The sequence below is a fragment of the Winogradskyella sp. PC D3.3 genome, from assembly GCF_054366245.1.
Genome location: NZ_CM135962.1, coordinates 2,403,167 through 2,425,584 on the forward strand (window position 1 = coordinate 2,403,167; position 22,418 = coordinate 2,425,584).

21 protein-coding genes, 3 tRNA genes and 3 pseudogenes are annotated in these 22,418 nt (G+C 32.8%); 13 read left to right on the forward strand and 14 right to left on the reverse strand.

What is annotated here, in order from left to right; translation table 11 throughout:
- Positions 1-8 precede the first annotated feature (8 nt).
- Together ACXGSQ_RS10520 and ACXGSQ_RS10525 are read left to right on the forward strand one after the other, a co-directional pair.
- The gene (locus ACXGSQ_RS10520; RefSeq protein ID WP_458626160.1) at positions 9-887 is read left to right on the forward strand and encodes an anti-sigma factor; all 879 of its coding nucleotides are present in this window, start codon (positions 9-11) and stop codon (positions 885-887) included.
- Between the two features lie 74 nt (positions 888-961).
- A complete protein-coding gene (locus tag ACXGSQ_RS10525) occupies positions 962-1,537 on the forward strand; it encodes a TlpA family protein disulfide reductase (RefSeq protein WP_458626161.1) in 576 nt (191 codons plus the stop codon).
- 1 nt (position 1,538) lies between these two features.
- Here ACXGSQ_RS10525 and ACXGSQ_RS10530 read toward each other — a convergent pair whose 3' ends face one another.
- The 7 genes and pseudogenes from ACXGSQ_RS10530 to ACXGSQ_RS10560 form a co-directional block, all read right to left on the reverse strand.
- Positions 1,539-1,985, reverse strand: a complete 447-nt coding sequence (locus tag ACXGSQ_RS10530; RefSeq protein WP_458626162.1) for a sterol desaturase family protein — start codon at positions 1,983-1,985, stop codon at positions 1,539-1,541.
- A 6-nt stretch (positions 1,986-1,991) separates the two neighbouring features.
- Positions 1,992-2,830 (reverse strand): annotated as a pseudogene (locus ACXGSQ_RS10535) (phytoene/squalene synthase family protein).
- A 19-nt stretch (positions 2,831-2,849) separates the two neighbouring features.
- Entirely contained in the window at positions 2,850-4,310 is a 1,461-nt protein-coding gene (locus tag ACXGSQ_RS10540) for a phytoene desaturase family protein (protein ID WP_458626163.1), read from the reverse strand.
- The gene (locus tag ACXGSQ_RS10545) at positions 4,303-5,214 is read right to left on the reverse strand and encodes a MerR family transcriptional regulator (protein ID WP_458626164.1); all 912 of its coding nucleotides are present in this window, start codon (positions 5,212-5,214) and stop codon (positions 4,303-4,305) included. The genes ACXGSQ_RS10540 and ACXGSQ_RS10545 overlap by 8 nt, the downstream gene beginning before the upstream one ends.
- Positions 5,215-5,368: 154 nt before the next feature.
- A tRNA-Leu gene (locus tag ACXGSQ_RS10550) sits at positions 5,369-5,452 on the reverse strand.
- Between the two features lie 54 nt (positions 5,453-5,506).
- A tRNA-Lys gene (locus ACXGSQ_RS10555) sits at positions 5,507-5,579 on the reverse strand.
- A gap of 292 nt (positions 5,580-5,871) precedes the next feature.
- Positions 5,872-5,944, reverse strand: a tRNA-Lys gene (locus tag ACXGSQ_RS10560).
- 130 nt (positions 5,945-6,074) lie between these two features.
- On the opposite strand from ACXGSQ_RS10560, the gene ACXGSQ_RS10565 reads away from it, so the two are divergent.
- On the forward strand, positions 6,075-6,596 hold the full coding sequence (locus tag ACXGSQ_RS10565) for a shikimate kinase (RefSeq protein ID WP_458626165.1): 522 nt from the start codon (positions 6,075-6,077) through the stop codon (positions 6,594-6,596).
- Here ACXGSQ_RS10565 and ACXGSQ_RS10570 read toward each other — a convergent pair.
- The 3 genes from ACXGSQ_RS10570 to ACXGSQ_RS10580 are packed head-to-tail and all read right to left on the reverse strand — an operon-like array spanning position 6,588 to position 8,077.
- On the reverse strand, positions 6,588-7,091 hold the full coding sequence (locus ACXGSQ_RS10570; protein ID WP_458626166.1) for a phosphoribosyltransferase family protein: 504 nt from the start codon (positions 7,089-7,091) through the stop codon (positions 6,588-6,590). The genes ACXGSQ_RS10565 and ACXGSQ_RS10570 overlap by 9 nt on opposite strands.
- Positions 7,091-7,678: a methyltransferase domain-containing protein gene (locus tag ACXGSQ_RS10575; RefSeq protein WP_458626167.1), complete on the reverse strand. Its 588-nt coding sequence runs from the start codon at positions 7,676-7,678 to the stop codon at positions 7,091-7,093. Before ACXGSQ_RS10575 ends, ACXGSQ_RS10570 begins: the two co-directional genes overlap by 1 nt.
- Before the next feature lie 24 nt (positions 7,679-7,702).
- Positions 7,703-8,077, reverse strand: a complete 375-nt coding sequence (locus ACXGSQ_RS10580) for an RNA-binding S4 domain-containing protein (protein WP_458626168.1) — start codon at positions 8,075-8,077, stop codon at positions 7,703-7,705.
- A 134-nt stretch (positions 8,078-8,211) separates the two neighbouring features.
- Here ACXGSQ_RS10580 and ACXGSQ_RS10585 point away from each other — a divergent pair, with 134 nt between their 5' ends.
- Positions 8,212-9,264 carry an FKBP-type peptidyl-prolyl cis-trans isomerase gene (locus ACXGSQ_RS10585; protein WP_458626169.1) on the forward strand — a complete coding sequence of 351 codons (1,053 nt, stop codon included), beginning with the start codon at positions 8,212-8,214 and terminating at the stop codon, positions 9,262-9,264.
- Between the two features lie 72 nt (positions 9,265-9,336).
- On the opposite strand, the gene ACXGSQ_RS10590 is transcribed toward ACXGSQ_RS10585, so the two are convergent.
- The 3 genes from ACXGSQ_RS10590 to ACXGSQ_RS10600 form a co-directional block, all read right to left on the reverse strand.
- Positions 9,337-9,936: an outer membrane beta-barrel protein gene (locus ACXGSQ_RS10590; RefSeq protein ID WP_458626170.1), complete on the reverse strand. Its 600-nt coding sequence runs from the start codon at positions 9,934-9,936 to the stop codon at positions 9,337-9,339.
- 54 nt (positions 9,937-9,990) lie between these two features.
- Positions 9,991-10,944 carry a transketolase family protein gene (locus tag ACXGSQ_RS10595; protein ID WP_458626171.1) on the reverse strand — a complete coding sequence of 318 codons (954 nt, stop codon included), beginning with the start codon at positions 10,942-10,944 and terminating at the stop codon, positions 9,991-9,993.
- A 74-nt stretch (positions 10,945-11,018) separates the two neighbouring features.
- Positions 11,019-11,864: a transketolase gene (locus ACXGSQ_RS10600; RefSeq protein WP_458626172.1), complete on the reverse strand. Its 846-nt coding sequence runs from the start codon at positions 11,862-11,864 to the stop codon at positions 11,019-11,021.
- 268 nt (positions 11,865-12,132) lie between these two features.
- On the opposite strand from ACXGSQ_RS10600, the pseudogene tgt reads away from it, so the two are divergent.
- From tgt to ACXGSQ_RS10645, 9 genes and pseudogenes are all read left to right on the forward strand, one after another.
- Positions 12,133-13,262: pseudogene (gene tgt / locus ACXGSQ_RS10605) on the forward strand (tRNA guanosine(34) transglycosylase Tgt).
- Positions 13,263-13,358: 96 nt separating this feature from the next.
- Positions 13,359-14,381: an LptF/LptG family permease gene (locus ACXGSQ_RS10610; protein ID WP_458629346.1), complete on the forward strand. Its 1,023-nt coding sequence runs from the start codon at positions 13,359-13,361 to the stop codon at positions 14,379-14,381.
- The gene (locus ACXGSQ_RS10615) at positions 14,368-15,255 is read left to right on the forward strand and encodes a DMT family transporter (protein WP_458626173.1); all 888 of its coding nucleotides are present in this window, start codon (positions 14,368-14,370) and stop codon (positions 15,253-15,255) included. Before ACXGSQ_RS10610 ends, ACXGSQ_RS10615 begins: the two co-directional genes overlap by 14 nt.
- A 160-nt stretch (positions 15,256-15,415) precedes the next feature.
- Complete coding sequence (locus tag ACXGSQ_RS10620) at positions 15,416-16,369, forward strand: acetyl-CoA carboxylase carboxyltransferase subunit alpha (protein WP_458626174.1); 954 nt, start codon at positions 15,416-15,418, stop codon at positions 16,367-16,369.
- Positions 16,370-16,537: 168 nt separating this feature from the next.
- The gene (gene dnaB, locus ACXGSQ_RS10625) at positions 16,538-18,070 is read left to right on the forward strand and encodes a replicative DNA helicase (protein WP_458626175.1); all 1,533 of its coding nucleotides are present in this window, start codon (positions 16,538-16,540) and stop codon (positions 18,068-18,070) included.
- Positions 18,071-18,143: 73 nt separating this feature from the next.
- Positions 18,144-19,178 carry an AI-2E family transporter gene (locus tag ACXGSQ_RS10630; protein ID WP_458626176.1) on the forward strand — a complete coding sequence of 345 codons (1,035 nt, stop codon included), beginning with the start codon at positions 18,144-18,146 and terminating at the stop codon, positions 19,176-19,178.
- Between the two features lie 366 nt (positions 19,179-19,544).
- The gene (locus ACXGSQ_RS10635; protein ID WP_458629347.1) at positions 19,545-20,729 is read left to right on the forward strand and encodes an asparagine synthetase B; all 1,185 of its coding nucleotides are present in this window, start codon (positions 19,545-19,547) and stop codon (positions 20,727-20,729) included.
- Between the two features lie 162 nt (positions 20,730-20,891).
- On the forward strand, positions 20,892-21,170 hold the full coding sequence (locus ACXGSQ_RS10640) for an EF-hand domain-containing protein (protein WP_458626177.1): 279 nt from the start codon (positions 20,892-20,894) through the stop codon (positions 21,168-21,170).
- Positions 21,171-21,187: 17 nt separating this feature from the next.
- Positions 21,188-21,609 (forward strand): annotated as a pseudogene (locus ACXGSQ_RS10645) (secondary thiamine-phosphate synthase enzyme YjbQ).
- On the opposite strand, the gene ACXGSQ_RS10650 reads toward ACXGSQ_RS10645, so the two are convergent.
- Positions 21,583-22,386, reverse strand: a complete 804-nt coding sequence (locus tag ACXGSQ_RS10650) for an HAD family hydrolase (RefSeq protein WP_458626178.1) — start codon at positions 22,384-22,386, stop codon at positions 21,583-21,585. The pseudogene ACXGSQ_RS10645 and the gene ACXGSQ_RS10650 overlap by 27 nt on opposite strands.
- Between the last annotated feature and the right edge of the window lie 32 nt (positions 22,387-22,418).

Below are 22,418 nucleotides of genomic sequence, written 5' to 3' on the forward strand. Positions count from 1 at the left end.
AAAAAGCAATGAAGAAAAAAATGATTTTAGCGGTATTGGCATTAGGGATTTTTGCCAGTTCGTGTAGTAGTGATGATGATAACACAAGCTCAGTAAATTCAAATTTAACCCTCAACCTTGATGGTTTAGAAGCGTTAGGTGATGATTTTGTTTATGAAGGATGGATTATTGTAGATGGATCTCCAGTATCTACAGGAACATTTAGTAGTGTAGATTTTCCTCAAACATTTAATGTAAATTCAGAACAGTTAGCTATGGCAACGACATTTGTATTGTCTATTGAACCTGCAGTAGATTCTGATCCTTTACCAGCAGCAACAAAAATTTTAGCAGGTGATTTTTCAGGTGCTTTGGCTAATGTGGATTCTAACGGTATAGTGGCGAATTTTGGAACAGCTACTGGGAGTTACATTTTAGCAACACCAACAGATGTTGATGATACTAATGAAGAAAGTGGAGTTTGGTTTTTAGATAATTCTAGTGGAACTGCTGTTGCAGGCTTAAATTTACCAACTTTAACTGATGGTTGGAAATATGAAGGATGGGCTGTTTTAAACGGGATACCGATTAGTACAGGAACATTTACTAGTGCTATTGGAGCAGACGAAAATGCTACAACGTCTGTTTTTAAAGGAGATGCAGGAAATGGACCCGGTTTTCCTGGAGAAGATTATTTGCAAAATGCACCAGCAGGAATAACATTTCCAACAGATTTAAGAGGAGCTACAATTGTTATATCAGTTGAGCCTAGTCCAGATAATAGTCCAACGCCTTTTACATTAAAGCCATTGGTGCATGTCGTTCCTAGTGATGCTGCAGTGCATACAACTATTCCGATGGGAGTAGGACCAACTGCTGTTATTTCAGGTTCGGTAACAAGAAATTAATACTGTTGTTTATTTTGTTAAATTTGAAGCGTAATATGAATTTTCATATTACGCTTTTTTAATAGACTTATTTTATGACTGAAGCTAAAATGACTAAGAATAGAATTTATAATGTTATAGCTATTTTGCTAATTAGTTTGTTTGTGATTCCGCAAACAAGGCAGCCAATTCAGGTTTTTTTTCATAAAGGATTTAGCTATATCAATAAATCAAGCTTTATAGATAAAGACCAACGAAAGACCATTAATAATTTAAATTGGAACTTAGTTTCTGATTCAGGTAAAAAATTCGATTTTAACGCCACAAAAGGTAAAGTTGTATTAATCAACTTTTGGGCAACATGGTGCCCTCCATGTATTGCAGAAATGCCTAGTCTTCAAGAATTATATAAGGATTATGGTGATAAAGTTATATTTCTGTTTGTTACTAATGATGACTTTGACACCGTAGAAACCTTTAAAACAAAACGAGATTTTACATTTGAAGTATTTACACCGCTAAGTGAAGTTCCAGAAAATTTAAGGGCACATTCTATACCGAGAACGTTTATATTAAACAAGACTAGTGAAATTGTTATTGACGAGTCTGGTGCGGTAAATTGGAATAGTCCTACAGTTAGAAAACAACTTGATGAACTACTTTCCGAATAAGCTATTTAAAATATTTAAAAGGTACTATTAACATTCCAAAGTTCTCACCTTTGTGCTTTCCTAGATGCTTATGATGAATTTTATGAGCACGTCTCAGGCCTCTAGCATATTTGTTATCAATATTTCTAAGCCATTTAAAACGTTGGTGTATAAAAATATCATGAACGATAAAATAAGCAATGCCATAAGCTAAAATACCTAAGCCAATAGGAAGTGTATACCAAACGTTTTCGTAACTCCAAAGGTAAAAACAGGTTATACTCACTAAGGCATAGAAAATAAAAAAGGCGTCATTTCGCTCAAACCAACTATCGTGGTCTTTGTGATGATGATCTTTGTGTAAATTCCATAAAAAGCCGTGCATGATGTACTTATGGGTAAACCACGCATTAAATTCCATGATAAAGAATGTTCCAAAAAAGATTAATATCCAATAAAACGTTTGCATAACTATTTAAAGTAAATTGAGTTGATATTTAACGTAGCTTCTAGTCAATAATTCTATCTTTCGATAGTTTGGCACTCTAATCCTTGTTGATTTTATTTGTAATGCTGGTGTTTTTTTTAGTTTTTCTAATAGTTTGTTGTAATAACGATAGGCCATAAAAACCCCAAACTTAGCTTCTAGTGGTAAGCGTTTTATGCCTTCTAAACCATTTTTAAAGTCAGTTTCAATATCTGAGATAATGGCTTTTTTTGAAGCTTCATCTAATTGATTTAAATCGGTATTTGGAAAATAAGTTCGATCTAAACCTTCAAAGTCAGCTTTTAGATCACGTAAAAAATTTACTTTCTGAAAAGCAGAACCTAAACTCATTGCTGAAGCTTTTAGATCATCATATTTAGCGTTGTCTCCTTTAACAAAAACTTTAAGGCACATTAAGCCAACCACATCTGCCGAGCCATAAATGTATTTTTTGTATTCTTCATCAGTTAAATAGTCTTTCTTATGAAATATAATCGCATACTGTTCATAAAAGAATCTACAAGATGCTTATCGATTCCGTAATTGTGATAAGTTTCTTGAAATGAATTAAGAATCGGATTGAGACTAATCTTGTGGTGTAAAGCAGCTTCAAGATCGGTTTCAAACATGTTAAAGAGTTTTTCTTTATCATAATCATGAAATGAATCTACAATTTCGTCAGCGAATCTTACAAAACCATAAATATTGTAAATGTCTTGCCTTATACTGTGGGAAAGCATTTTGGTAGCCAAAGAGAATGAGGTGCTGTAGGCATTAGTTACTGCTTTGCTACAGGTATGAGATATGTTGTCAAAAATTAATTTCATATGGTGATTATCTTTGCTGTTAAACTTCGTTTTTTTCAATCAGTTCTGCAACAAGCTTTCCTGAAATTAAGGCTGGTGGAACTCCTGGTCCAGGAACGGTAAGTTGTCCTGTGAAATAGAGTCCGTTTACTTTTTTACTTTTTAATTTAGGTCTTAAAAAAGCGGTTTGCATTAAGGTGTTAGCCATACCATAGGCATTTCCTTTATAAGAATTGTAATCTTTAATAAAATCATTAACACAATACGATGCTTTAAAAAGGATATGTTCTGTAACTTGCTGTTGTGTTCTTTCTTCAAAACGCTTCATAATAAGATCGAAATATTGCTGTCGTAATTCTGGTGTATCTTCAAGTCCTGGAGCAATTGGAATTAGAAAAAAACCAGTTTCACAATTTTCTGGCGCCATACTTGCATCTGTTACAGAAGGAAAGTTAGCATAAAATAATGGATTTTTAGGCCATTTTGGATCGTCATATATTTCTTCGGCATGATTTTCAAAATCGGTATCAAAGAATAAATTGTGATGTTCTAAGTGTTTAAGCTTCTGATTAAAACCAACATAAAAGAGTAGAGAGGAAGGAGCAAAGGTTTTGCTTTTCCAATACGATTCACTGTATTGTCTGTGTTGCTCATCTAAAAGTGTTTCAGAATGATGGTAATCCGCTCCACTTAAAATAATGTCTGAATATATAATGTCGTTATTAACGGTTATGCTTTTAGCGTTTTTGTTTTCTACACTTATTTTTTCAACATTACTGTTTGTGTGAATCGATACACCTAAGCTTTCAGCTAAACTTTTCATGGCTTTAACGATTTCGTACATACCTCCTTTGGGATGCCATGTTCCTAAACCAAAATCAGCAAAATTCATAAAACTATAAAATGACGGAGTTTGATTGGGTTTAGCACCTAAGAATAAAACAGGAAATTCTAAAGTTGAGATAAGTTTTGGATTTTTAAAGTTCTTTCGGACGTCTTGGCTAATCGTTTTATAGAAGCGATCTAAGCGCGTAATGGTTTCTTTAGTAACCAATTCAAAAGGGGAGAGACCAGGCTTTAAAACCACTTTATTTATAGCGATATCGTAATTTTCTTGTGCTGTTGCTATAAATTTACGAAGTGGTTTAGAACTGCCAGTTTCAATACGTTCAAATTCTTTACAAATCTTATCCATATGATCTCCAATGGTGATGACGTCATCAGAAAAGAAAATTTTATAGGCAGGACTCAATTTATCAAGTTGATAATAGTCACTTGTGCTTTTATCAAAATCATTGAAAAATTTTTCAAAGATATCTGGCATCCAGTACCAACTAGGGCCAATATCAAATGTAAAACCATCTTTTTTAAACTGTCTAGCTCTTCCACCTACAGTATTGTTCTTTTCGTAAATGGAAACGTTATGACCTGCTTTAGCTAAATAGCAAGCTGCTGATAAAGCTGAGAAACCAGAACCGATTATGGATATTGTCTTACGCATTTTTGTCTAACTCATTAATTAGTGCCTTTATAGAATCAAAAGGTTTGATATGTTTTGGTAACTGGTCTTTGTCAATTGCGTCTAGCATTTTTCCTAAAATCCAAAAATTTGTATTAGAGTTCTTTAATAGAATGTCATTAAATTCGTTAATGTAGTTTGAAAGGTTCTCTTTTTCAGGTTTAACTGTAAAATAAGAAACGAACACAATGTCATCGTAATAATTTTTAAGATCTCTAAGACTTTGTATTGGAACGCTTGGGCCTAAAAATATAGATCTATAACCGTGTCTAATAATTTCATAATTAATAAACATTAAGCCGAGCTCGTGTATTTCGTTATCAGGTAAATAGAGTACAAATGTTTTATTCGATTTATGCGTTTGTTTGGATTGAATTTTTTCAGTATTGACTAATATTTTCTGACGTATAAGTGTTGAAACAAAATGTTCGTGAGCAGGAGTAATGGTGTCTGTCTGCCATAATAAACCAATCTCAGTTAAAAAGGGGATGAGGATGTTGTAAAAGATATCTTGAAAAGCCTTTTCGTTAAGAAGGGAATCATACGTCTTATAAAATAGAGCTTGATCAAAATTGAGCATGGAAAGTTTAAATGCATTTATAGCATGACTCTCCATATTAGATTCTGTAGCAATTTCTCTGACTAATTGTGGGATTTTCTGAGAATCGATGGTGGCAATCTTAGAAATTTTATAACCGTTATTATTAAGGTAGCTTACGTTGAGAAGCTTTTGAAAACTAGCCAGGTCATAATACCTAATATTTGTTTCTGTACGCTTAGGCTCAAGTAAATTATAGCGCTTTTCCCATATTCTAATAGTGTGTGCTTTAATTCCAGTAAGGTTTTCAAGATCTTTAATGCTAAACCTATCTTTAATATTGTTCATTTTTTTTTGAAAATGTTTAAACAAAAATAAGGTTTATACCAATACGAAGTTTGGAATTAACAAAAATTATAAAAAAAAAGAATTGCAAAAGAATATAAAGCTGATTTAAGGCTTAATGATTGATGAAGAAAAGAAATGTGGTTTTGAGTATTTGTGCGCACGAGAAGACTCGAACTTCCACGGACTAATGTCCACCAGCCCCTCAAGCTGACGCGTCTACCAATTCCGCCACGTGCGCAAAATAATGAAGTAAATATAAAAAAAGTTAAGCATAATGCTTAACTTTTTTTAGTGACCAGTCTGGGGCTCGAACCCAGGACCCTCTCCTTAAAAGGGAGATGCTCTGCCAACTGAGCTAACTGGTCGTTATGTTTTTCTAACGAGGGTGCAAATATAAAACCTTTATCCAAATACAAAGAATAGAATTCAAAAAAAAAATATTTTTTTTTATCATATGATGGTTTTAAGTTTTATTAATTGTTCCTTTTTACTTGTAATTGATTGTTTTATAATTTTTTAGGGTTGTAAAGGGGTGGTTTTAATTATTTGCTATTTCTTGTTTTGTAGTGTCGATATTTTTAAAAAACATTCTATTTTTGGAGGATTACCTAAGTTTTGGCCAAAAAAAAAGTTAAGCATAATGCTTAACTTTTTTAGTGACCAGTCTGGGGCTCGAACCCAGGACCCTCTCCTTAAAAGGGAGATGCTCTGCCAACTGAGCTAACTGGTCATTTATGCTTTTCTCTAACGAGGGTGCAAATATATAAGCTTTCTTTAATTTAACAACACTTTTTTAAATTTTTTTTTCGTTTTTTTGTTGTCAACAAACCTATGGGTTTAATAATCAATTTATAAGTGTTATGATTATAGTTTTATTAGGATATATGGGGTCAGGAAAATCAACTATTGGTAAGGAATTAGCTACAATGTTGAAGTACAGTTTTTTAGATTTAGATGATTATATTTCAAACAAAGAAAATAGGACAATTTCAGAATTATTTAAAACTAAAGGAGAGATTTACTTTAGGAGAAAAGAAGCTCAATATTTAAAGGAGGTGCTAAAGTCTTCAGAAAATATTGTTTTAGCACTAGGTGGAGGTACACCTTGTTATGGCAATAATATGGAGATACTAATTAATAATACCAATGTTAGTAGTTTTTACATTAAGTTGTCCATACCACTTTTGACAAAACGATTATTCAAAGAAAGAGAAAAACGACCTTTAATAAGTCATTTAAATTCTGAAACTGAATTATTAGAGTTTATAGGTAAGCACTTATTTGAGCGCAATCAATATTATAGTAAATCACAATTTACACTCAACACAGATCATAAAACGAAACAAGAAATTTTAGAAAATCTTGTAGTGCATTTAATCTAAATAAGCCTCATAAGGTTGTTTGGAAAGATTAACATGGACATGCTCAAACAAAGAAGTCGAAAGAGAGATACCTTTGAAATCAGCTTTTACGGGATATTTTTTATGATTACGATTAACTAAAACTGCCGTTTTAAACTGTTTGAGTGGTACGTCTAAAAAGTGTTTAATACCATATATTAATGTACTCCCAGAGTTTAAGACATCATCAATAAGTACAATAGACTTATTGGTATACGCTTCTTTAGGTATTGAGGTTGTAATTGCCGCGGTTGGTTCTAATTTATTTATAGTCACCTTACACAAGGTAGATTCAATGGTAGAAATCTTATCTAAGTTAGACTTTATTTTTTTTGCAAGCAGATAGCCATTGCTTTCTATCCCTGCAATGATGAGCTCGGTTTCATTAACATTGCTTTCATAAATTTGATAAGCAATACGTTTTATTTTGTGCTCAATTTCTTTATGACTTAAAATGGTGTTTTTTGTAAGTGCCATTAGCTCTTTTTTTCAAAGATAAAAAAGAGTTCATTACCTTGTCTTTCTTTTATGGAATTAATTGATGGTTCTAGAACTTTTATTTTAAATAGCGGTTGAAAAAGGGATTGATATTCCGAAATATTCCCACCAAAAGGTGGACCAGCATCAGTCAATTTAAAATTAAACAATAAACCGACAAGTTTACCATTCGGTTGTAATAAATGAAGCATCTGATTAGCGTAGTTAGATCTTAAATTAGGATGGAGAGCACAGAAAAAGGTGTTTTCAAAAATTAGATCAAATTTGTTATCCAACTCAAAGAAATCTAGATTCAAAAGTTGACTTTCAGGAAAGTCAGGAACACGTTCTTTAAAATTATGTAAAGGTTGCTGAGCATAATCTAAGACATAAACGTTTTTAAAACCATGCAGCCATAAATATTCGGCTTCATAACTATTACCTGCACCAGGAATTAGAATGTTTACAGACTTATCCTTTAGTTGATCAAAATACGTTTTCAGCGGAGTAGAAACATAACCCGTATTCCAACCTGTTTTGTTAGACGCGTAGCGCTGTTCCCAATAAGTCTTATCAATTTGGTTCATATTAGAAAATGGGGTTTACGGAAACTATTCTTCGTCATCTTCATAAAAGTCGTCAATATCACGTCTGTCTTTTTTTGTGGGGCGTCCAGTACCTTTCTTTCTGTAATAATCTTTACTGTATTGTAGTAACTCCTTCGCCTCAAAAGCGGATTTGGGTGTGGTATCTACGCGATATATATCCACAAGTTTTGCACCAACACGGTTAGGAGGCAAGTCATTAACCGTAAGTTGGTAAATGATTTGGTCTTTTCTTAATTCAATTTTATCTGTAGGAAACACTTCTCTTGAAGGTTTTACAGCGGCTCCATTAACTTTTACTTGTCCTTTTTTACAAGCTTTAGTTGCAATACTTCGTGTTTTGTAATAACGAACACACCATAAATATTTATCAATTCGCATATCTTTTTTACTAAAAACTACGTTAATCTTGTAGTGCAAAAATATTATATTATTGTATCTTGCGCGTTAAAAATAAGCAATAATGAACTTCGTATACAAACTGTGGTGGTTTGATGCGATCAATATAAACTTCTATGAAAATTAAAACTTTAAAATTTAGTCTTTTATTAATCGCTTTAATCTCTATTGTTATCTCATGTAAGGACGATGATGATGATGTTGCTGTTTTTTATGAAGAGGATAGAACAGAACAACAAGCTAAGGATAAGGATTCTTTATTATTATACTTGTCTACACATTATTATAATTCAGGATTCTTTGAAACAGGTTCAGATCATAAATACACAGACATTGTAATTGAAGAGTTACAAGAAGGTGATGTTTTACCAGAGGGTCATACTTTATTAATTGATGCTGTGACTACTCATACAACAGAATACTTAGATACAAGTTATGATTATTATATCTTAAACTTAAATCAAGGTGGTGGTGATTCGCCAGCATTTACGGATATAGTTCGTGTTAGATATGAGGGAAGTTCAATAAATGAAGCTTTAGCAGGGAATGATGAAGTATTTGATTCTAGCGTAACTCCTGCTGATTTTAACTTACAAACCAATGGTTTTTCTAGTGGAGTTATAAAAGCATGGCAACTTGTAATGCCTTATTTTAATGCGGCTGCGCCTTCAGATTATATAATTGATGAAAATGGCAATATTACGTTTAGTGATTTTGGTCTAGGAGTTATGTTTGTACCTTCTGGTTTAGCATATTTCTCAGGTACGGCTACGGGGACATCGTATGATAACCTTATGTTTAAATTTGAACTATTACAGTTTGAAGTTGAAGATCATGATAATGACGGTATTCCTTCTTACCTTGAAGATATAGATGGAGATTTAGACGTCACTAATGATGATTCGGATGGAGATTTTACTCCTGATTTTATTGATGTAGATGATGATGGGGATTTTGTTTTAACTATAGATGAATTAATTCCAACAACGTATACGGTAAATACTAATCTTGGTGAAGTGCTACCAGTACTTGCAGCTAACGAGTTTGAAAGAAGTAGAACCGAAGTTGATGGTATTATTACCATAAAAACAGTAACAATAGCTGATTCTAATAATGATGGTATACCAGATTATTTAGATCCAAATATTACAATTAATTATAATGAATAAATTTGTTAGTTATAAATAAAAAATAAAGCCACTCAAATTGAGTGGCTTTATTTTTTATTTATATTCTTTCCTTTAAAGTGCTACTGACAGACTTAAAATTAATTGATCTGGTCTTGTATCAATTCGACTAACCACTCCAGAGCCTAAATTATTATCAATAAAAGTAGCTTCGTTATGATTAAAACCGCGTTCATACCTTAAATCAATACCTAGGTTATTAAAGTTAAGTCCAATTCCGAAATTTAAACCAACTGAAAAATCATCTTCAACAGTGTCAATATCAATACCTTCAAAATCCGTATTTAAAATATACTGTAATGATGGTCCGGCAAAAACACTAACGGGTCCTAATACTTTCAGACCTACTAATAAAGGAGCGTCAATTTTCTTTATAGAAAACACATCGCTGTTATAATCACTTTTTGTAGCCGTATAAACTAGTTCTGGTTTAAAGTAAAGTTTATTTCCTATTTTTCCAAAAAGACCAATATGATATCCAATATTACGATCTGGATTTTTGGCATTGGCATTTATAGATTCAAAATATTTTCCATTGGCACTATAATTTAAACCACCTTTAATTCCAAATGCGCTTCCATTTTGTGCATTCATTGATAAGCCAACAAAAGCAAAAAACACAGTTGCAATAACTGATTTTTTCAAATTTCTCATAATGTTCGTTTTTAAGATTAGGTTCGTACTTCCAAAAACGATGCCAAAACAAAATTATTTCCTTTTCAGTACTTTTTTAACAGCATTTTGAATGGCATCACTATTCAAACCGTACTTATCCATAAGTTGAGCTGGTGTTCCAGATTCTCCGAAAGTATCGTTTGTAGCTACAAATTCTTGAGGTGTTGGATGGTGTTGTGCTAAAACTCTAGCAACACTTTCGCCTAAACCACCAAGATAATTGTGCTCTTCGGCAGTAACAATACAACTAGTCTTAGCCACAGAGTCTAAAATAGCTTTATCATCTAAAGGTTTTATAGTGTGAATGTTAATCACTTCGGCAGAAATACCAGCTTCATGTAATGCTTTTGATGCTTCTAAAGCTTCCCAAACTAAGTGACCTGTGGCTACAATAGTAACATCAGTACCTTCTGTAAATTTAATGGCTTTACCAATTTCAAATTTTTGATCAGCAGGAGTGAAAATTGGAACAGACGGACGACCAAATCTTAAATATACCGGGCCATCATATTCTGCAATAGCAATGGTTGCTGCTTTTGTTTGGTTATAATCACATGGATTAATAACTACCATTCCTGGTAACATTTTCATTAATCCAATATCTTCTAATATTTGATGTGTAGCACCATCTTCACCTAACGTTAAACCAGCGTGAGAGGCACAAATTTTTACGTTTTTACCAGAGTAAGCAATAGATTGACGAATTTGATCATAAACGCGACCTGTAGAGAAATTAGCAAAAGTACCTGTAAAAGGGATTTTTCCACCAATGGTTAAGCCAGCAGCAATGCCCATCATGTTAGCCTCTGCTATTCCAATTTGGAAAAAACGTTCAGGATTCTCTTTAATGAATTCGTCCATTTTTAAAGATCCAATTAAATCAGCACAAAGCGCAACGACATTAGGATTCGTTCTTCCTAATTCAGCTAAACCTGCTCCAAATCCACTTCTTGTATCTTTTTTCTCTGTGTATGTATATGTTTTCATTCCTATGCCCACGAAAGTGGGTATCTTTTAATTAATATTCATTTTTTAACTCCTTCTTTTCGGGAAGGGTAGGATTAATAATCCCCTAAAGTTTCGGGGTTTTGAGCTAAACCGTTAGCCAGTTGCTCATCGTTTGGTGCTTTACCATGCCATGCGTGTGTATGCATCATAAAATCAACGCCATTACCCATTACTGTATGTAATAAAACACAAACTGGTTTTCCTTTTCCTGTTAAGGATTTAGCTTCTTTCATGCCTGTAAGAACAGCTTCAATGTCATTACCTTTTTCAATATCTAAAACGGTCCAACCAAAAGCTTCAAATTTAGCTCTTAGACTTCCCATTGGTAAAACATCATCGGTAGAACCATCAATTTGTTGATGATTTAAATCTATTGTTGAAATTAGATTATCAACTTTTTTAGCCGAAGCATACATAATGGCTTCCCAGTTTTGACCCTCTTGTAACTCTCCATCACCATGAAGACTATAAACTAAATGATCATCATGGTTTAGTTTTTTTGCTTGTGCTGCTCCTAGTGCAACAGACATACCTTGGCCTAATGAACCAGAAGCAATTCGGATTCCTGGTAAGCCTTCATGTGTTGTTGGGTGGCCTTGTAAACGTGAATTGATTAATCTAAAGGTATTTAGTTCTTCAACAGGGAAATATCCAGATCTAGCCAATACACTATAATATACAGGAGAAATGTGTCCGTTTGAAAGAAAAAATAAATCTTCTCCAATTCCGTCCATATCAAAACCGTCTTTAGTTTCCATGAGCTCTTGGTATAGAGAAACAAAAAATTCGGCACAACCTAATGATCCACCTGGGTGACCGGAGTTTACTTTGTGTACCATTCGTAAAATATCTCTACGAACTTGAGTAGTTAAATCAGTTAATTCTTTAATGTTTGGCATCTTATATTGCTTAAGTTATATGCTACAAAAATAACTTTTTACTAAGGGTTTTCAAAAGTTGAAAAGGTGCACTTATTAACGAATTGTATGATTTGCTAACAATTTTAATTGATTATTTGGATTTTATTAAGAAGTAATGTTTTTGAGTTATTTATATTTGCCATCTGACTTACAATTCAGGGAACAAACTGGCTATAATTATTATTGGTTAAACAAATGATTAATAGTAAACAACAGGTGTCTTCTGAAAAACTATAAGTACAAACACATGAAATTTAAAAGAGTAGCAAACGATAAAGAAACCAAAGCAAGAGCTGGTTCAATAACAACAGATCATGGGATTATAGAAACTCCTATTTTTATGCCTGTTGGTACAGTCGCTTCTGTAAAAGGAGTGCATCAACGTGAGTTAAAAGATGAGATTAATCCTGATATTATTTTAGGAAATACCTATCATCTTTATTTAAGACCACAAACTTCAATTTTAGAACAAGCTGGTGGTTTACATAAATTTATGAATTGGGATCGTAATATTTTAACCGATTCTGGTGGGTATCAAGTGTACTCAATGTCTTCAAACAGAAAAATTAAGGAAGAAGGAGTAAAGTTTAAATCACATATTGATGGTAGTTACCACGTGTTTACACCTGAAAATGTAATGGAAGTACAGCGAAGTATTGGTGCCGATATTATTATGGCTTTTGATGAGTGTACTCCTTATCCTTGTGATTATAACTATGCCAAACGTTCAATGCATATGACACATCGTTGGTTAGAGCGTTGTTTAAAACATCTTAAAAAGACCCCATATAAATACGATTATGAACAAACTTTTTTTCCTATTGTTCAAGGAAGTACTTATAAAGATTTAAGACAACAATCTGCAGAATACATTGCAAATGCTGGAGCAGAAGGTAATGCTATTGGAGGACTTTCTGTGGGGAACCTGCAGAAGAAATGTATGCCATGACAGACGTAGTTTGTAGTATCTTACCAGAAGACAAACCACGTTATTTAATGGGCGTAGGAACACCAATCAATATTTTAGAAAATATAGCGTTAGGTGTAGATATGTTTGATTGTGTAATGCCAACCCGAAATGCCAGAAACGGTATGTTGTTTACGGCTCATGGTTCTATTAATATTAAGAATCTAAAATGGGCTAATGATTTTTCGCCAATAGATGAGATGGCAATTACTTTTGTAGATACCGAGTATAGCAAAGCGTATTTAAGACATTTATTTACAGTTAATGAATTATTAGGAAAGCAAATTGCTACCATTCATAATTTAGGTTTTTACCTTTGGCTAACAAGAGAGGCTAGAAAACATATTATTGCTGGTGATTTTAGAACTTGGAAAGAAAAAATGGTAAAGCAAATGGATAACCGTTTGTAAAATTTGAATAATAGTTTTTACATTAACAACTAAACGACAAACTTGAAAATATTAGATTGGTACATATTAAAGCGGTATTTATTTACATTTCTAATGATGTTATTACTGTTTGTTCCTATTGGAATTACAGTTGATTTAGCAGAGAAAGTAGGTAAAATGCTAGAGAATGAAGTGCCTTTTGGTGAAATAGCAGCATATTATTTAGATTTTACAGTTTATTTTGCAAATCTATTATTCCCACTATTTTTATTCTTATCGGTTATCTGGTTTACCTCCAAACTGGCTAATAATACAGAAATTGTTGCGTTTTTGAGTTCTGGTGTGTCGTTTTCTCGGTTTTTAAGACCTTATATGATTGGCGCTTCTATTGTAGCAGGATTCGCTTTGTTTTTAGGTATGTATTTAGCTCCAATTGCAAGTCAAGGCTTTAATGAATTTAAATTTAAGTACTTAAAAAAGAACAAATCCGTTCAGCAAACTAGAGATGTTTACCAACAGATTAATGATAATGACTATATCTATGTTAGTAATTTTATACCTAAGACTAAATCGGGTTTAAACTTTACTTATGAGCATTTTGAAGGTAACGAATTAAAATATAAAATCTTTGCAGACAATATTCGATATATCGAAGAAGATACCTTGTATAGGCTGTCTTCATATTTAAAACGGTCATTTAATAATGGTATTGAAACCGTAGAAAAAGAAAATCAAAAATTAATGGATTTTCCTTTTGAACTCGAGGATTTAACACCTGTAGAATATGCGGCAGAAACAAAATCTTATGGGGAACTCCTTGATTTTATCGCAGCAGAAAAGCGAAGAGGATCACCTAATATAGGACGTTATGAAGTGGTGAAATTAAAAAAATGGAGTTTACCCGTTTCAATATTTATTCTTACCATCATTGCAGTATCTGTGTCTTCTATAAAACGTAGAGGAGGAATGGGAGTGAATTTAGCTTTTGGTATTGCCATTGCAATGATTTACGTTTTCTTTGATAAGGTCTTTGGAGTAATGGCCGAACAGTCTAATTTCCCTGCAATCATTGCGGTGTGGTTTCCTAATGTAATATTTGGTATTTTAGCAATATATCTGCTACAAAATGCCAAACGCTAAACTAAAGCATTATTTACATTTACACTTTCTTGTGATTATTGCTGGGTTTACAGCAATACTAGGAGAGTTAATTACTATTGGTGCTCTAGAATTGGTTTGGTATAGAATGGCCATGGCGGGAATTTTAATGTTTATTTACATTAAAATAGTTCGCATAAATATAAAAATTTCAAAAAGAATATTTTGGCAATTTTCAGCAGCAGGAATCATTATAGCACTGCATTGGATAACCTTTTTTGAAGCCATAAATCAAGCCAATGTATCTATTGCTTTAGCGATGTTTTCTTCGGGGGCTTTTTTTGCTTCTTTTATAGAACCTATCTTTTTTAAACGACGTATTTTAGGTTATGAAATAATCTTCGGACTCATTGTGATTCTCGGAGTATTATTAATTACGAGTAGCGAAATGGGATACATTAATGGTATTATTTTAGGCTTGTTTTCTGCACTTTTCTCTACTTTATTTGCCGTAATTAATGGACGTTTTATTGAGAAACATAGTGCCACCGTAATTTCATTTTATGAATTTATAAGTGGAGTCCTTTTTCTCACTGTTTTTATATTGTTATCAGGTAAATCCTTTAATGCCGAATTTTTTACACTGTCTAGTTCTGATTGGATATACCTTTTTATTCTAGCATCAATTTGTACGGCTTATGCCTTTATAGGTTCTGTAGAGGTGATGCGTTTTATTAGTCCGTTTACGGTCATTTTGAGCTATAACCTAGAACCTGTATATGGTATTGCCATTGCCTTGTTTCTTTTTCCAGAGACCGAAAAAATGTCGCCTCAGTTTTATATAGGTGCTATTCTCGTTTTGATAACGGTATTATTTGACGCTATTTTCAAAAATTATAAAAGAAGAAAAACGTAAAGTCAATAGTATTAACAATTAAAGTTTATAGATTTTTATTTTATAATTTCTATTTTTGTGAATTGGAAAAAGAGAACCTACTTTTCTTTATATAATAGAATAAGAATACGTAGGTTTGTATCCTAACTATACTAACTAAATTAAACTAATTTCAAATTGTATGGAATATTTAGAGTTTGAATTACCAATAAAAGAATTAGAAGATCAATTAGATAAATGTCAGATTATAGGCAAAGAAAGTGATGTTGATGTTACAGGAACCTGTAAACAAATTGAAAAGAAGCTTTCGGAGACTAAAAAAGAAATTTATAAAAATCTTACAGCTTGGCAACGTGTTCAGTTGTCTCGTCATCCTAACAGACCTTATACGTTAGATCATATTAAGGCTTTATGTGGTGATACGTTTTTAGAACTACATGGAGACCGAAATGTAAAGGACGATAAAGCAATGATTGGTGGTTTGGGGAAAATCGGTGATCAATCTTATATGTTTATTGGTCAACAAAAAGGTTTTAATACCAAAACTAGACAATATCGTAATTTCGGAATGTCTAATCCTGAAGGTTATCGTAAAGCATTGCGACTTATGAAATCTGCCGAAAAATTCGGAATTCCTGTCGTTACTTTAATTGATACACCAGGTGCTTATCCAGGTTTAGAAGCTGAGGAGCGAGGACAAGGTGAGGCTATTGCGAGAAACATTTTAGAAATGGCACGTCTTAAAGTACCAATCATTACTATAATTATAGGTGAAGGTGCTTCAGGAGGAGCCTTAGGTATTGGAGTAGGAGATCGCGTTATGATGTTAGAGAATACGTGGTATTCTGTAATTTCACCAGAATCTTGTTCTTCGATATTATGGAGAAGCTGGGAGTATAAAGAACAAGCTGCTGAAGCCTTAAAATTAACGGCAAAAGACATGAAACGTATGAAGCTTGTCGATTCTATTATTAAAGAACCACTTGGTGGAGCACATACTGATAGAGATAAGACGTTTTCTGCTGTAAAAGACGCCATTATTAAATCTTACGAAGAGCTTAAAAACTTATCACCAAAAGATTTAGTGAACCAACGTATGGAAAAATACGATGCTATGGGAGTTTATAAAGACTAAATCCACTAAACATAGGAAACCAAAAAAAACTGAAGTTTTGACTTCGGTTTTTTTTGGCACTATTAACAATATAATCAAGTTATTAACAGTTAAATTGTTGATGACATGTTAACATCGGAAAGCGAGCATTTTCATTTTCTCAACACTATTTAACTACTTTTGTTACTTATGAAACAACCAAATCCAGTACAAGGCTACAAAGTTGATAAAAGCACTATCATTAATTTAGAGAAAGGTAAAATACCGCCTCAAGCAACTGATTTAGAGGAAGTTGTGCTTGGAGCGATGATGATTGATAAAAAAGGTGTAGATGAAGTCATTGACATCTTAAGTCCTGATGCATTCTATAAAGAAGCGCATAAACATATTTTTGAAGCCATCTTTAAATTATTTGAAAATAGTGAACCTATTGACTTATTAACTGTTTCTAGTCAATTAAAAAAAGATCAAAAGCTAGAAGCGGCTGGAGGTGATTTTTACCTTATTTCCTTAACACAACGTGTCTCGTCTTCAGCACACATCGAATTTCATGCACGTATTATCCTTCAGAAATTTATTCAAAGAAGTTTGATAAAAATTTCCAGTGAAATTATTGAAGAAGCTTATGATGAAACTAAGGATGTTTTTGATCTTTTAGATACTGCTGAAGCTAAATTATATGAAGTCACCCAAGGTAATGTTAAGAAATCTACGGAGTCGGCGCAAAGTTTGGTAATTCAAGCAAAAAAGAAAATTGAAGAAATGTCCAATAAAGAAGGGATGAGTGGTGTCGCTTCTGGTTTTGACAAACTCGATAAGCTAACTTCTGGTTGGCAACCTAGTGATTTAATTATTGTTGCTGCACGTCCAGGTATGGGTAAAACAGCCTTAACACTAACCATGGCAAGAAATGTTGCTGTTAATAGTAATACGCCTGTGGCTTTCTTTTCTTTAGAGATGTCTTCAGTACAGCTAATTACACGTTTAATTTCTAGTGAAACTGGTTTATCTTCTGAAAAACTAAGAACAGGTAAATTAGAAAAACACGAATGGGAACAGCTTAATGTTAAGGTAAAAACATTAGAACAAGCTCCTTTATTTATTGATGATACGCCTTCACTTTCCATTTTCGATTTAAGAGCAAAAGCACGTCGTTTGGCATCTCAATACGGTATTAAGATGATTATGATTGACTATTTGCAATTAATGACAGCAGGAGGAAGTCAAAAAGGAGGTAATCGTGAACAAGAGATTTCGATGATTTCTCGAAACCTAAAGGCTTTAGCAAAAGAATTAAGTGTTCCTGTAATTGCATTATCTCAGTTATCGCGTGCTGTAGAAACGCGTGGTGGAAGTAAACGTCCTTTGTTATCCGATTTACGTGAATCTGGAGCGATTGAGCAAGATGCCGATATTGTAGCGTTTATTTATAGACCAGAATACTATAAGATTGATGAATGGGATGATGAAGAACGTTCACCTACCGAAGGACAAGGTGAATTTATTGTCGCAAAACACAGAAATGGTGGTTTAGAAAATATACGATTGAAGTTTATTGGACACTTAGGTAAGTTTGATAATTTAGATGATTTTGATACTCCTTTTGGGGAATATCATTCTAAAATGAATGAAGCTGCTAATGATAACACCTTTTCTCCGGATAGCTTCCCTTCACCTTCTGATGCTTTTGGCGGTCCCGAAGATGATGGTGTCCCTTTTTAATAGGATTTTATAGAAATGAAAACTGTATTTTAACTTATCTTTGAATCTTTGTAGTTAAAAACAAATTTGCCTCATGTTAGAACAAAGACGTACAACAAATATTTTGTTGTTAATCATAGTAGTTCCCTTAGTATTTTATTTGCTTAAAATACTGTCCTTTATATTTATACCATTGATATTTTCAATGTTTATTGCCTTATTATTTTTACCCATAATGCGATGGTTGGGACGTAGAAATGTGCCAAAAATTATTAGCATTATTATTGTTTTGTTATTAGTGGCACTTGGACTAAAATTAGGAATTGAATTAATACAGTTGTCTAGTAAACAAATATTAGCGAATAATACCGAATTTTTAGCTAAAGCCGAATTAAAATTAGCAGACCTTAAAATCTACCTTCTTAATAATTTTGGTATCGAGATTGAACAAGAACATGGGGTTTTTGGACAATTTTTTCAGAAGGAAAACTTAGGCTCTACACTTGGGTTTTTAAACTCGTTTTTAACAGGTTTATTAATGACGGTATTCTTTGTTGTTTTATGGTTGGCGGAATCTATTAATGTGCATAAGTTATTAAATAGTACTTTACTTAAGAGAAAACACACGTCGATTAAAACCTTTATGAAAATCGAAAATGATCTCATTAAATTCATTAAAGTAAAATTTTTAGTTAGTGCCTTAACAGGAATTTTTACAGGTTTAATGTGTCTGTTTTTTGATGTAAGCTTTCCTATTTTTTGGGGATTATTTGCTTTTGCCATTAACTTTGTGCAAATGGTAGGTTCTTTTATTTCAGTTATACTATTGTCAATATTTGCATTCGTGGAGTTAGATCCAACGAGTACATTATTCTTTTTTATAGTTTCAATCTCTATGGTTCAAGTTACCTTTGGAGCAGTATTAGAACCTATATTTATGGGAAAATCCTTTTCTATAAATGTTATTGCTGTATTGGTAATGTTAATGTTTTGGGGCTTTTTATGGGGGATTCCAGGTTTAATAATGGCTATCCCTATTACGGTGTTTATCAAAATTATTTTGGAGCAGTTTGAAGGGACCAAAATTATTGCTGGTATTCTTTCTGGTAATGAAAAAGCTATAAGTTAAACACATTTTAAGTGTAGGTTAAATTTATCCTTTTAGCTTAAATAGGTGTTAAAGGTAGCGTTAATGATGTACTTCTGATAGGTTGTCTAAATTAGGTATTGCTTCGGAAATGTGATGCCATCTTAATAGCATGTGTCAGATGAATATAGTCTATACCATTTAAGTCTTATGATTTGAGTGTCGTCTTCATTACAATAATCATATACTATGTTCAATTTAGGTCTTAAAAGAATGATAAATAGGAAGCGTAAAGACTAAAAATTAATTATATTTCGTTCTAAATCTATCCACTTGAAAAAAATCGCTTTTATCTTATTTATACTTTTATGTCATGCTAAAGCTTTTGCATCCTATATTCTTATCCCAATGGATGTAGAAACGCAAAGCAATCATTTAAAAGCTTACGGTATAACATATTGGACTTTAGAGCGTGAGCTAAAAGTAAAATGGTTACTCAATTATAGAGGAGGCTCATTTTTATTGCCAGACGCTGAAATTATTCAACGCGAATGCCAAATTAGAGGCGTATCATTTGAGATAATATCAGATGCTAAGGCGGCTCAAATTTTAGAAGATATTGCGAGTCCTGCAGTAAATCAAGAGGCTGTTGTTTTAGAAAAAGCACCCAAAATAGCGGTTTATACCCCTACAGGATTGAAACCTTGGGATGATGCGGTAACTATGGTTTTAACCTATGCTGAGATTCCTTATGAAACTATTTATGATGAAGAGGTTTTAAATGATGAATTATTGCTTTACGATTGGTTGCATTTACATCATGAAGATTTTACTGGACAATATGGAAAATTCTATAGAGCTTATCGATCTGCTGCATGGTATATTGAAGATAAAAAAGAAGCCGAAGAATTAGCCAAACGATTAGGTTATAATAAAGTCTCAGAGGAGAAATTGGCTGTTGCATTAAAAATCAGAGATTACGTTGTTGGTGGTGGATTTATGTTTGCCATGTGTTCTGCAACGGATAGTTTTGATATAGCGTTGTCGGCTGAAGGTATAGATATTTGTGAACCGATGTTTGATGGAGATGGCAGTGACCCTGGATATCAAAGTAAAATTGACTTTTCTAAAACCTTCGCGTTTAAAGATTATGTACTAGAACGTAGTCCTAATGTATATGAGTTTTCGTCTATAGATATGACTCAAAAACGTCAAATTCCTAAGATGACAGACTATTTTTCTTTAATGGAGTATTCTGCAAAATGGGACCCAATCCCTACAATGTTAACTCAAAATCATACCGCTTTGGTAAAAGGCTTTATGGGGCAAACGACCTCTTTTAGCAGAGACCAAATTAAATCTAATGTATTGGTAATGGGAGAAAATAAAACGAATGGAGAAGCCAAATACATCCATGGAATAAAAGGAAAAGGATTTTTTACTTTTTACGGTGGTCACGATCCCGAAGATTATACACATCGTGTAGGTGATCCAAAAACAGAATTAGATTTACATCCTACATCTCCAGGATACCGATTGATATTGAATAATGTATTGTTTCCTGCAGCTAAAAAGAAAAAGCAGAAAACGTAATGTAAAATTTATTTTGTGAATCAGTACTAAAAACTTTTAATTTTAATCAGGATTATCAAAACGTTAGAACTATAATCATTAACTACAAGGTCGCTTTAAAGTGACCTTTTTTTATTAACTTAAACGTGTAGTATTACTTATTTAATAAAACTCTCAAAACAAATGTTATCAAAAGAAACCATACTTAACAAAATTCAAATCTTAATTACCAATCATTTTAAAACACCAGAAGATGCCTTTGCATTTTTTGATAAAGATGGTGATGGAAAACTCAATAAAGCTGAAATCGTAAAACTATTAAAGGATGCTGAAATTACCGGATTTATTCGTGGTATGGTCTCTTCAAAATTAATCGAAGGCTACGATAAAGATGGTGATGACCTTATCAGTTGGAAAGAATTTAAATTTGCTATTGACGAAATTACAGGGGAATCTAAATAAAAAAATGTTATAGCCATATGAATTTTTTTCAAAAAGAAATAAAACTACAAGCGTTTTCACGAGGTTTCCATCTGATTACATCAGATATTTTACGAGCAATTCCAGAACTAAAACAAATTAGTATAGGGCAATTACAAGTGTTTATTAAGCATACATCAGCGAGTTTAACGATAAACGAAAACGCAATCCAACGGTAAGATTAGATTTTGAAAGCCATATCAATAAAATGGTTCCAGAAAATCAGGCTTATTACCAACATACTTACGAAGGTTCTGATGATATGCCTGCCCATATAAAAGCATCATTAATGGGAACCTCTGTTCAAATTCCTATCACAAATGGTCAATTAAATCTCGGGATTTGGCAAGGCATTTATCTCTGTGAACATAGAAATAGAGCAGGAGGTAGGCAACTAGTGCTTACGGCTTTCGGTAATTAGTTGTTCTAAAACCAATTCTACACCATTATTATCATTAGATGCTGTTTCAAAATTAGCAATAGCTTTCACATTAGGATGTGCATTTGCCATCGCATAACTATATTTGGCACATGTCAACATTTCTAAATCATTGTTATAATCTCCAAAGACCATAGTTTCAGAAGGTAAAATATTGAGATGCCTCTGTAAAAAGCTTAGCGCATTTCCTTTATTAGTAATAGCTTCAGAAATATCGACCCAATGATTTCCTGAAACCACAACATTGAGTTCTGGTTTTAGGTGCTTCACAAAGGGAAATATATGTTTTTCAGAATTTGTGGTGTGATATAATGCTATTTTAATGACATCATCTGTGATGTCTTCAAAGGAATCAATAATGGTATAGTCTGAGTAATATTCAGAAAAAGTCTTTACCAAATCATCTGAAGCCCTAAGAATGAAAGCTTGATGTTGCGTACAGAAAATAGGGTAGGTATCTGCAATAGTTGAAACCAAGGTATAAAGTTCTAATACTCTATTTGGATTTAGCTGATTAGAAAGCAGTACGTTTTGATTTTGAATAACTAAACCACCATTTTCTGCTACGATTATAATATCATTTTTTATAGGTTGAAGTTTTTTTACAATGCTATAATAAGGCCGTCCACTTGCCGCAACAAATTGGATATTTTGTTGTTTTAAGTCTTTAAATAGCTCAAAGAATTTGGAACTCACATCGTGATTAGAGTTTAGTAAGGTACCATCCATATCTGTAACTACCATTTTAACGTCCTTCATATTGTATTCTTAAAAATTGTATTCAAATTAAG

Bases quoted from the DNA above. Each gene is read 5' to 3' on its own strand.
- ACXGSQ_RS10520 (WP_458626160.1), top strand. From the start codon at position 9: ATGAAGAAAAAAATGATTTTAGCGGTATTGGCATTAGGGATTTTTGCC.
- ACXGSQ_RS10525 (WP_458626161.1), top strand. From the start codon at position 962: ATGACTGAAGCTAAAATGACTAAGAATAGAATTTATAATGTTATAGCT.
- ACXGSQ_RS10530 (WP_458626162.1), bottom strand. From the start codon at position 1,985: ATGCAAACGTTTTATTGGATATTAATCTTTTTTGGAACATTCTTTATC.
- ACXGSQ_RS10540 (WP_458626163.1), bottom strand. From the start codon at position 4,310: ATGCGTAAGACAATATCCATAATCGGTTCTGGTTTCTCAGCTTTATCA.
- ACXGSQ_RS10545 (WP_458626164.1), bottom strand. From the start codon at position 5,214: ATGAACAATATTAAAGATAGGTTTAGCATTAAAGATCTTGAAAACCTT.
- ACXGSQ_RS10565 (WP_458626165.1), top strand. From the start codon at position 6,075: ATGATTATAGTTTTATTAGGATATATGGGGTCAGGAAAATCAACTATT.
- ACXGSQ_RS10570 (WP_458626166.1), bottom strand. From the start codon at position 7,091: ATGGCACTTACAAAAAACACCATTTTAAGTCATAAAGAAATTGAGCAC.
- ACXGSQ_RS10575 (WP_458626167.1), bottom strand. From the start codon at position 7,678: ATGAACCAAATTGATAAGACTTATTGGGAACAGCGCTACGCGTCTAAC.
- ACXGSQ_RS10580 (WP_458626168.1), bottom strand. From the start codon at position 8,077: ATGCGAATTGATAAATATTTATGGTGTGTTCGTTATTACAAAACACGA.
- ACXGSQ_RS10585 (WP_458626169.1), top strand. From the start codon at position 8,212: ATGAAAATTAAAACTTTAAAATTTAGTCTTTTATTAATCGCTTTAATC.
- ACXGSQ_RS10590 (WP_458626170.1), bottom strand. From the start codon at position 9,936: ATGAGAAATTTGAAAAAATCAGTTATTGCAACTGTGTTTTTTGCTTTT.
- ACXGSQ_RS10595 (WP_458626171.1), bottom strand. From the start codon at position 10,944: ATGAAAACATATACATACACAGAGAAAAAAGATACAAGAAGTGGATTT.
- ACXGSQ_RS10600 (WP_458626172.1), bottom strand. From the start codon at position 11,864: ATGCCAAACATTAAAGAATTAACTGATTTAACTACTCAAGTTCGTAGA.
- ACXGSQ_RS10610 (WP_458629346.1), top strand. From the start codon at position 13,359: ATGTTATTACTGTTTGTTCCTATTGGAATTACAGTTGATTTAGCAGAG.
- ACXGSQ_RS10615 (WP_458626173.1), top strand. From the start codon at position 14,368: ATGCCAAACGCTAAACTAAAGCATTATTTACATTTACACTTTCTTGTG.
- ACXGSQ_RS10620 (WP_458626174.1), top strand. From the start codon at position 15,416: ATGGAATATTTAGAGTTTGAATTACCAATAAAAGAATTAGAAGATCAA.
- dnaB (WP_458626175.1), top strand. From the start codon at position 16,538: ATGAAACAACCAAATCCAGTACAAGGCTACAAAGTTGATAAAAGCACT.
- ACXGSQ_RS10630 (WP_458626176.1), top strand. From the start codon at position 18,144: ATGTTAGAACAAAGACGTACAACAAATATTTTGTTGTTAATCATAGTA.
- ACXGSQ_RS10635 (WP_458629347.1), top strand. From the start codon at position 19,545: ATGGATGTAGAAACGCAAAGCAATCATTTAAAAGCTTACGGTATAACA.
- ACXGSQ_RS10640 (WP_458626177.1), top strand. From the start codon at position 20,892: ATGTTATCAAAAGAAACCATACTTAACAAAATTCAAATCTTAATTACC.
- ACXGSQ_RS10650 (WP_458626178.1), bottom strand. From the start codon at position 22,386: ATGAAGGACGTTAAAATGGTAGTTACAGATATGGATGGTACCTTACTA.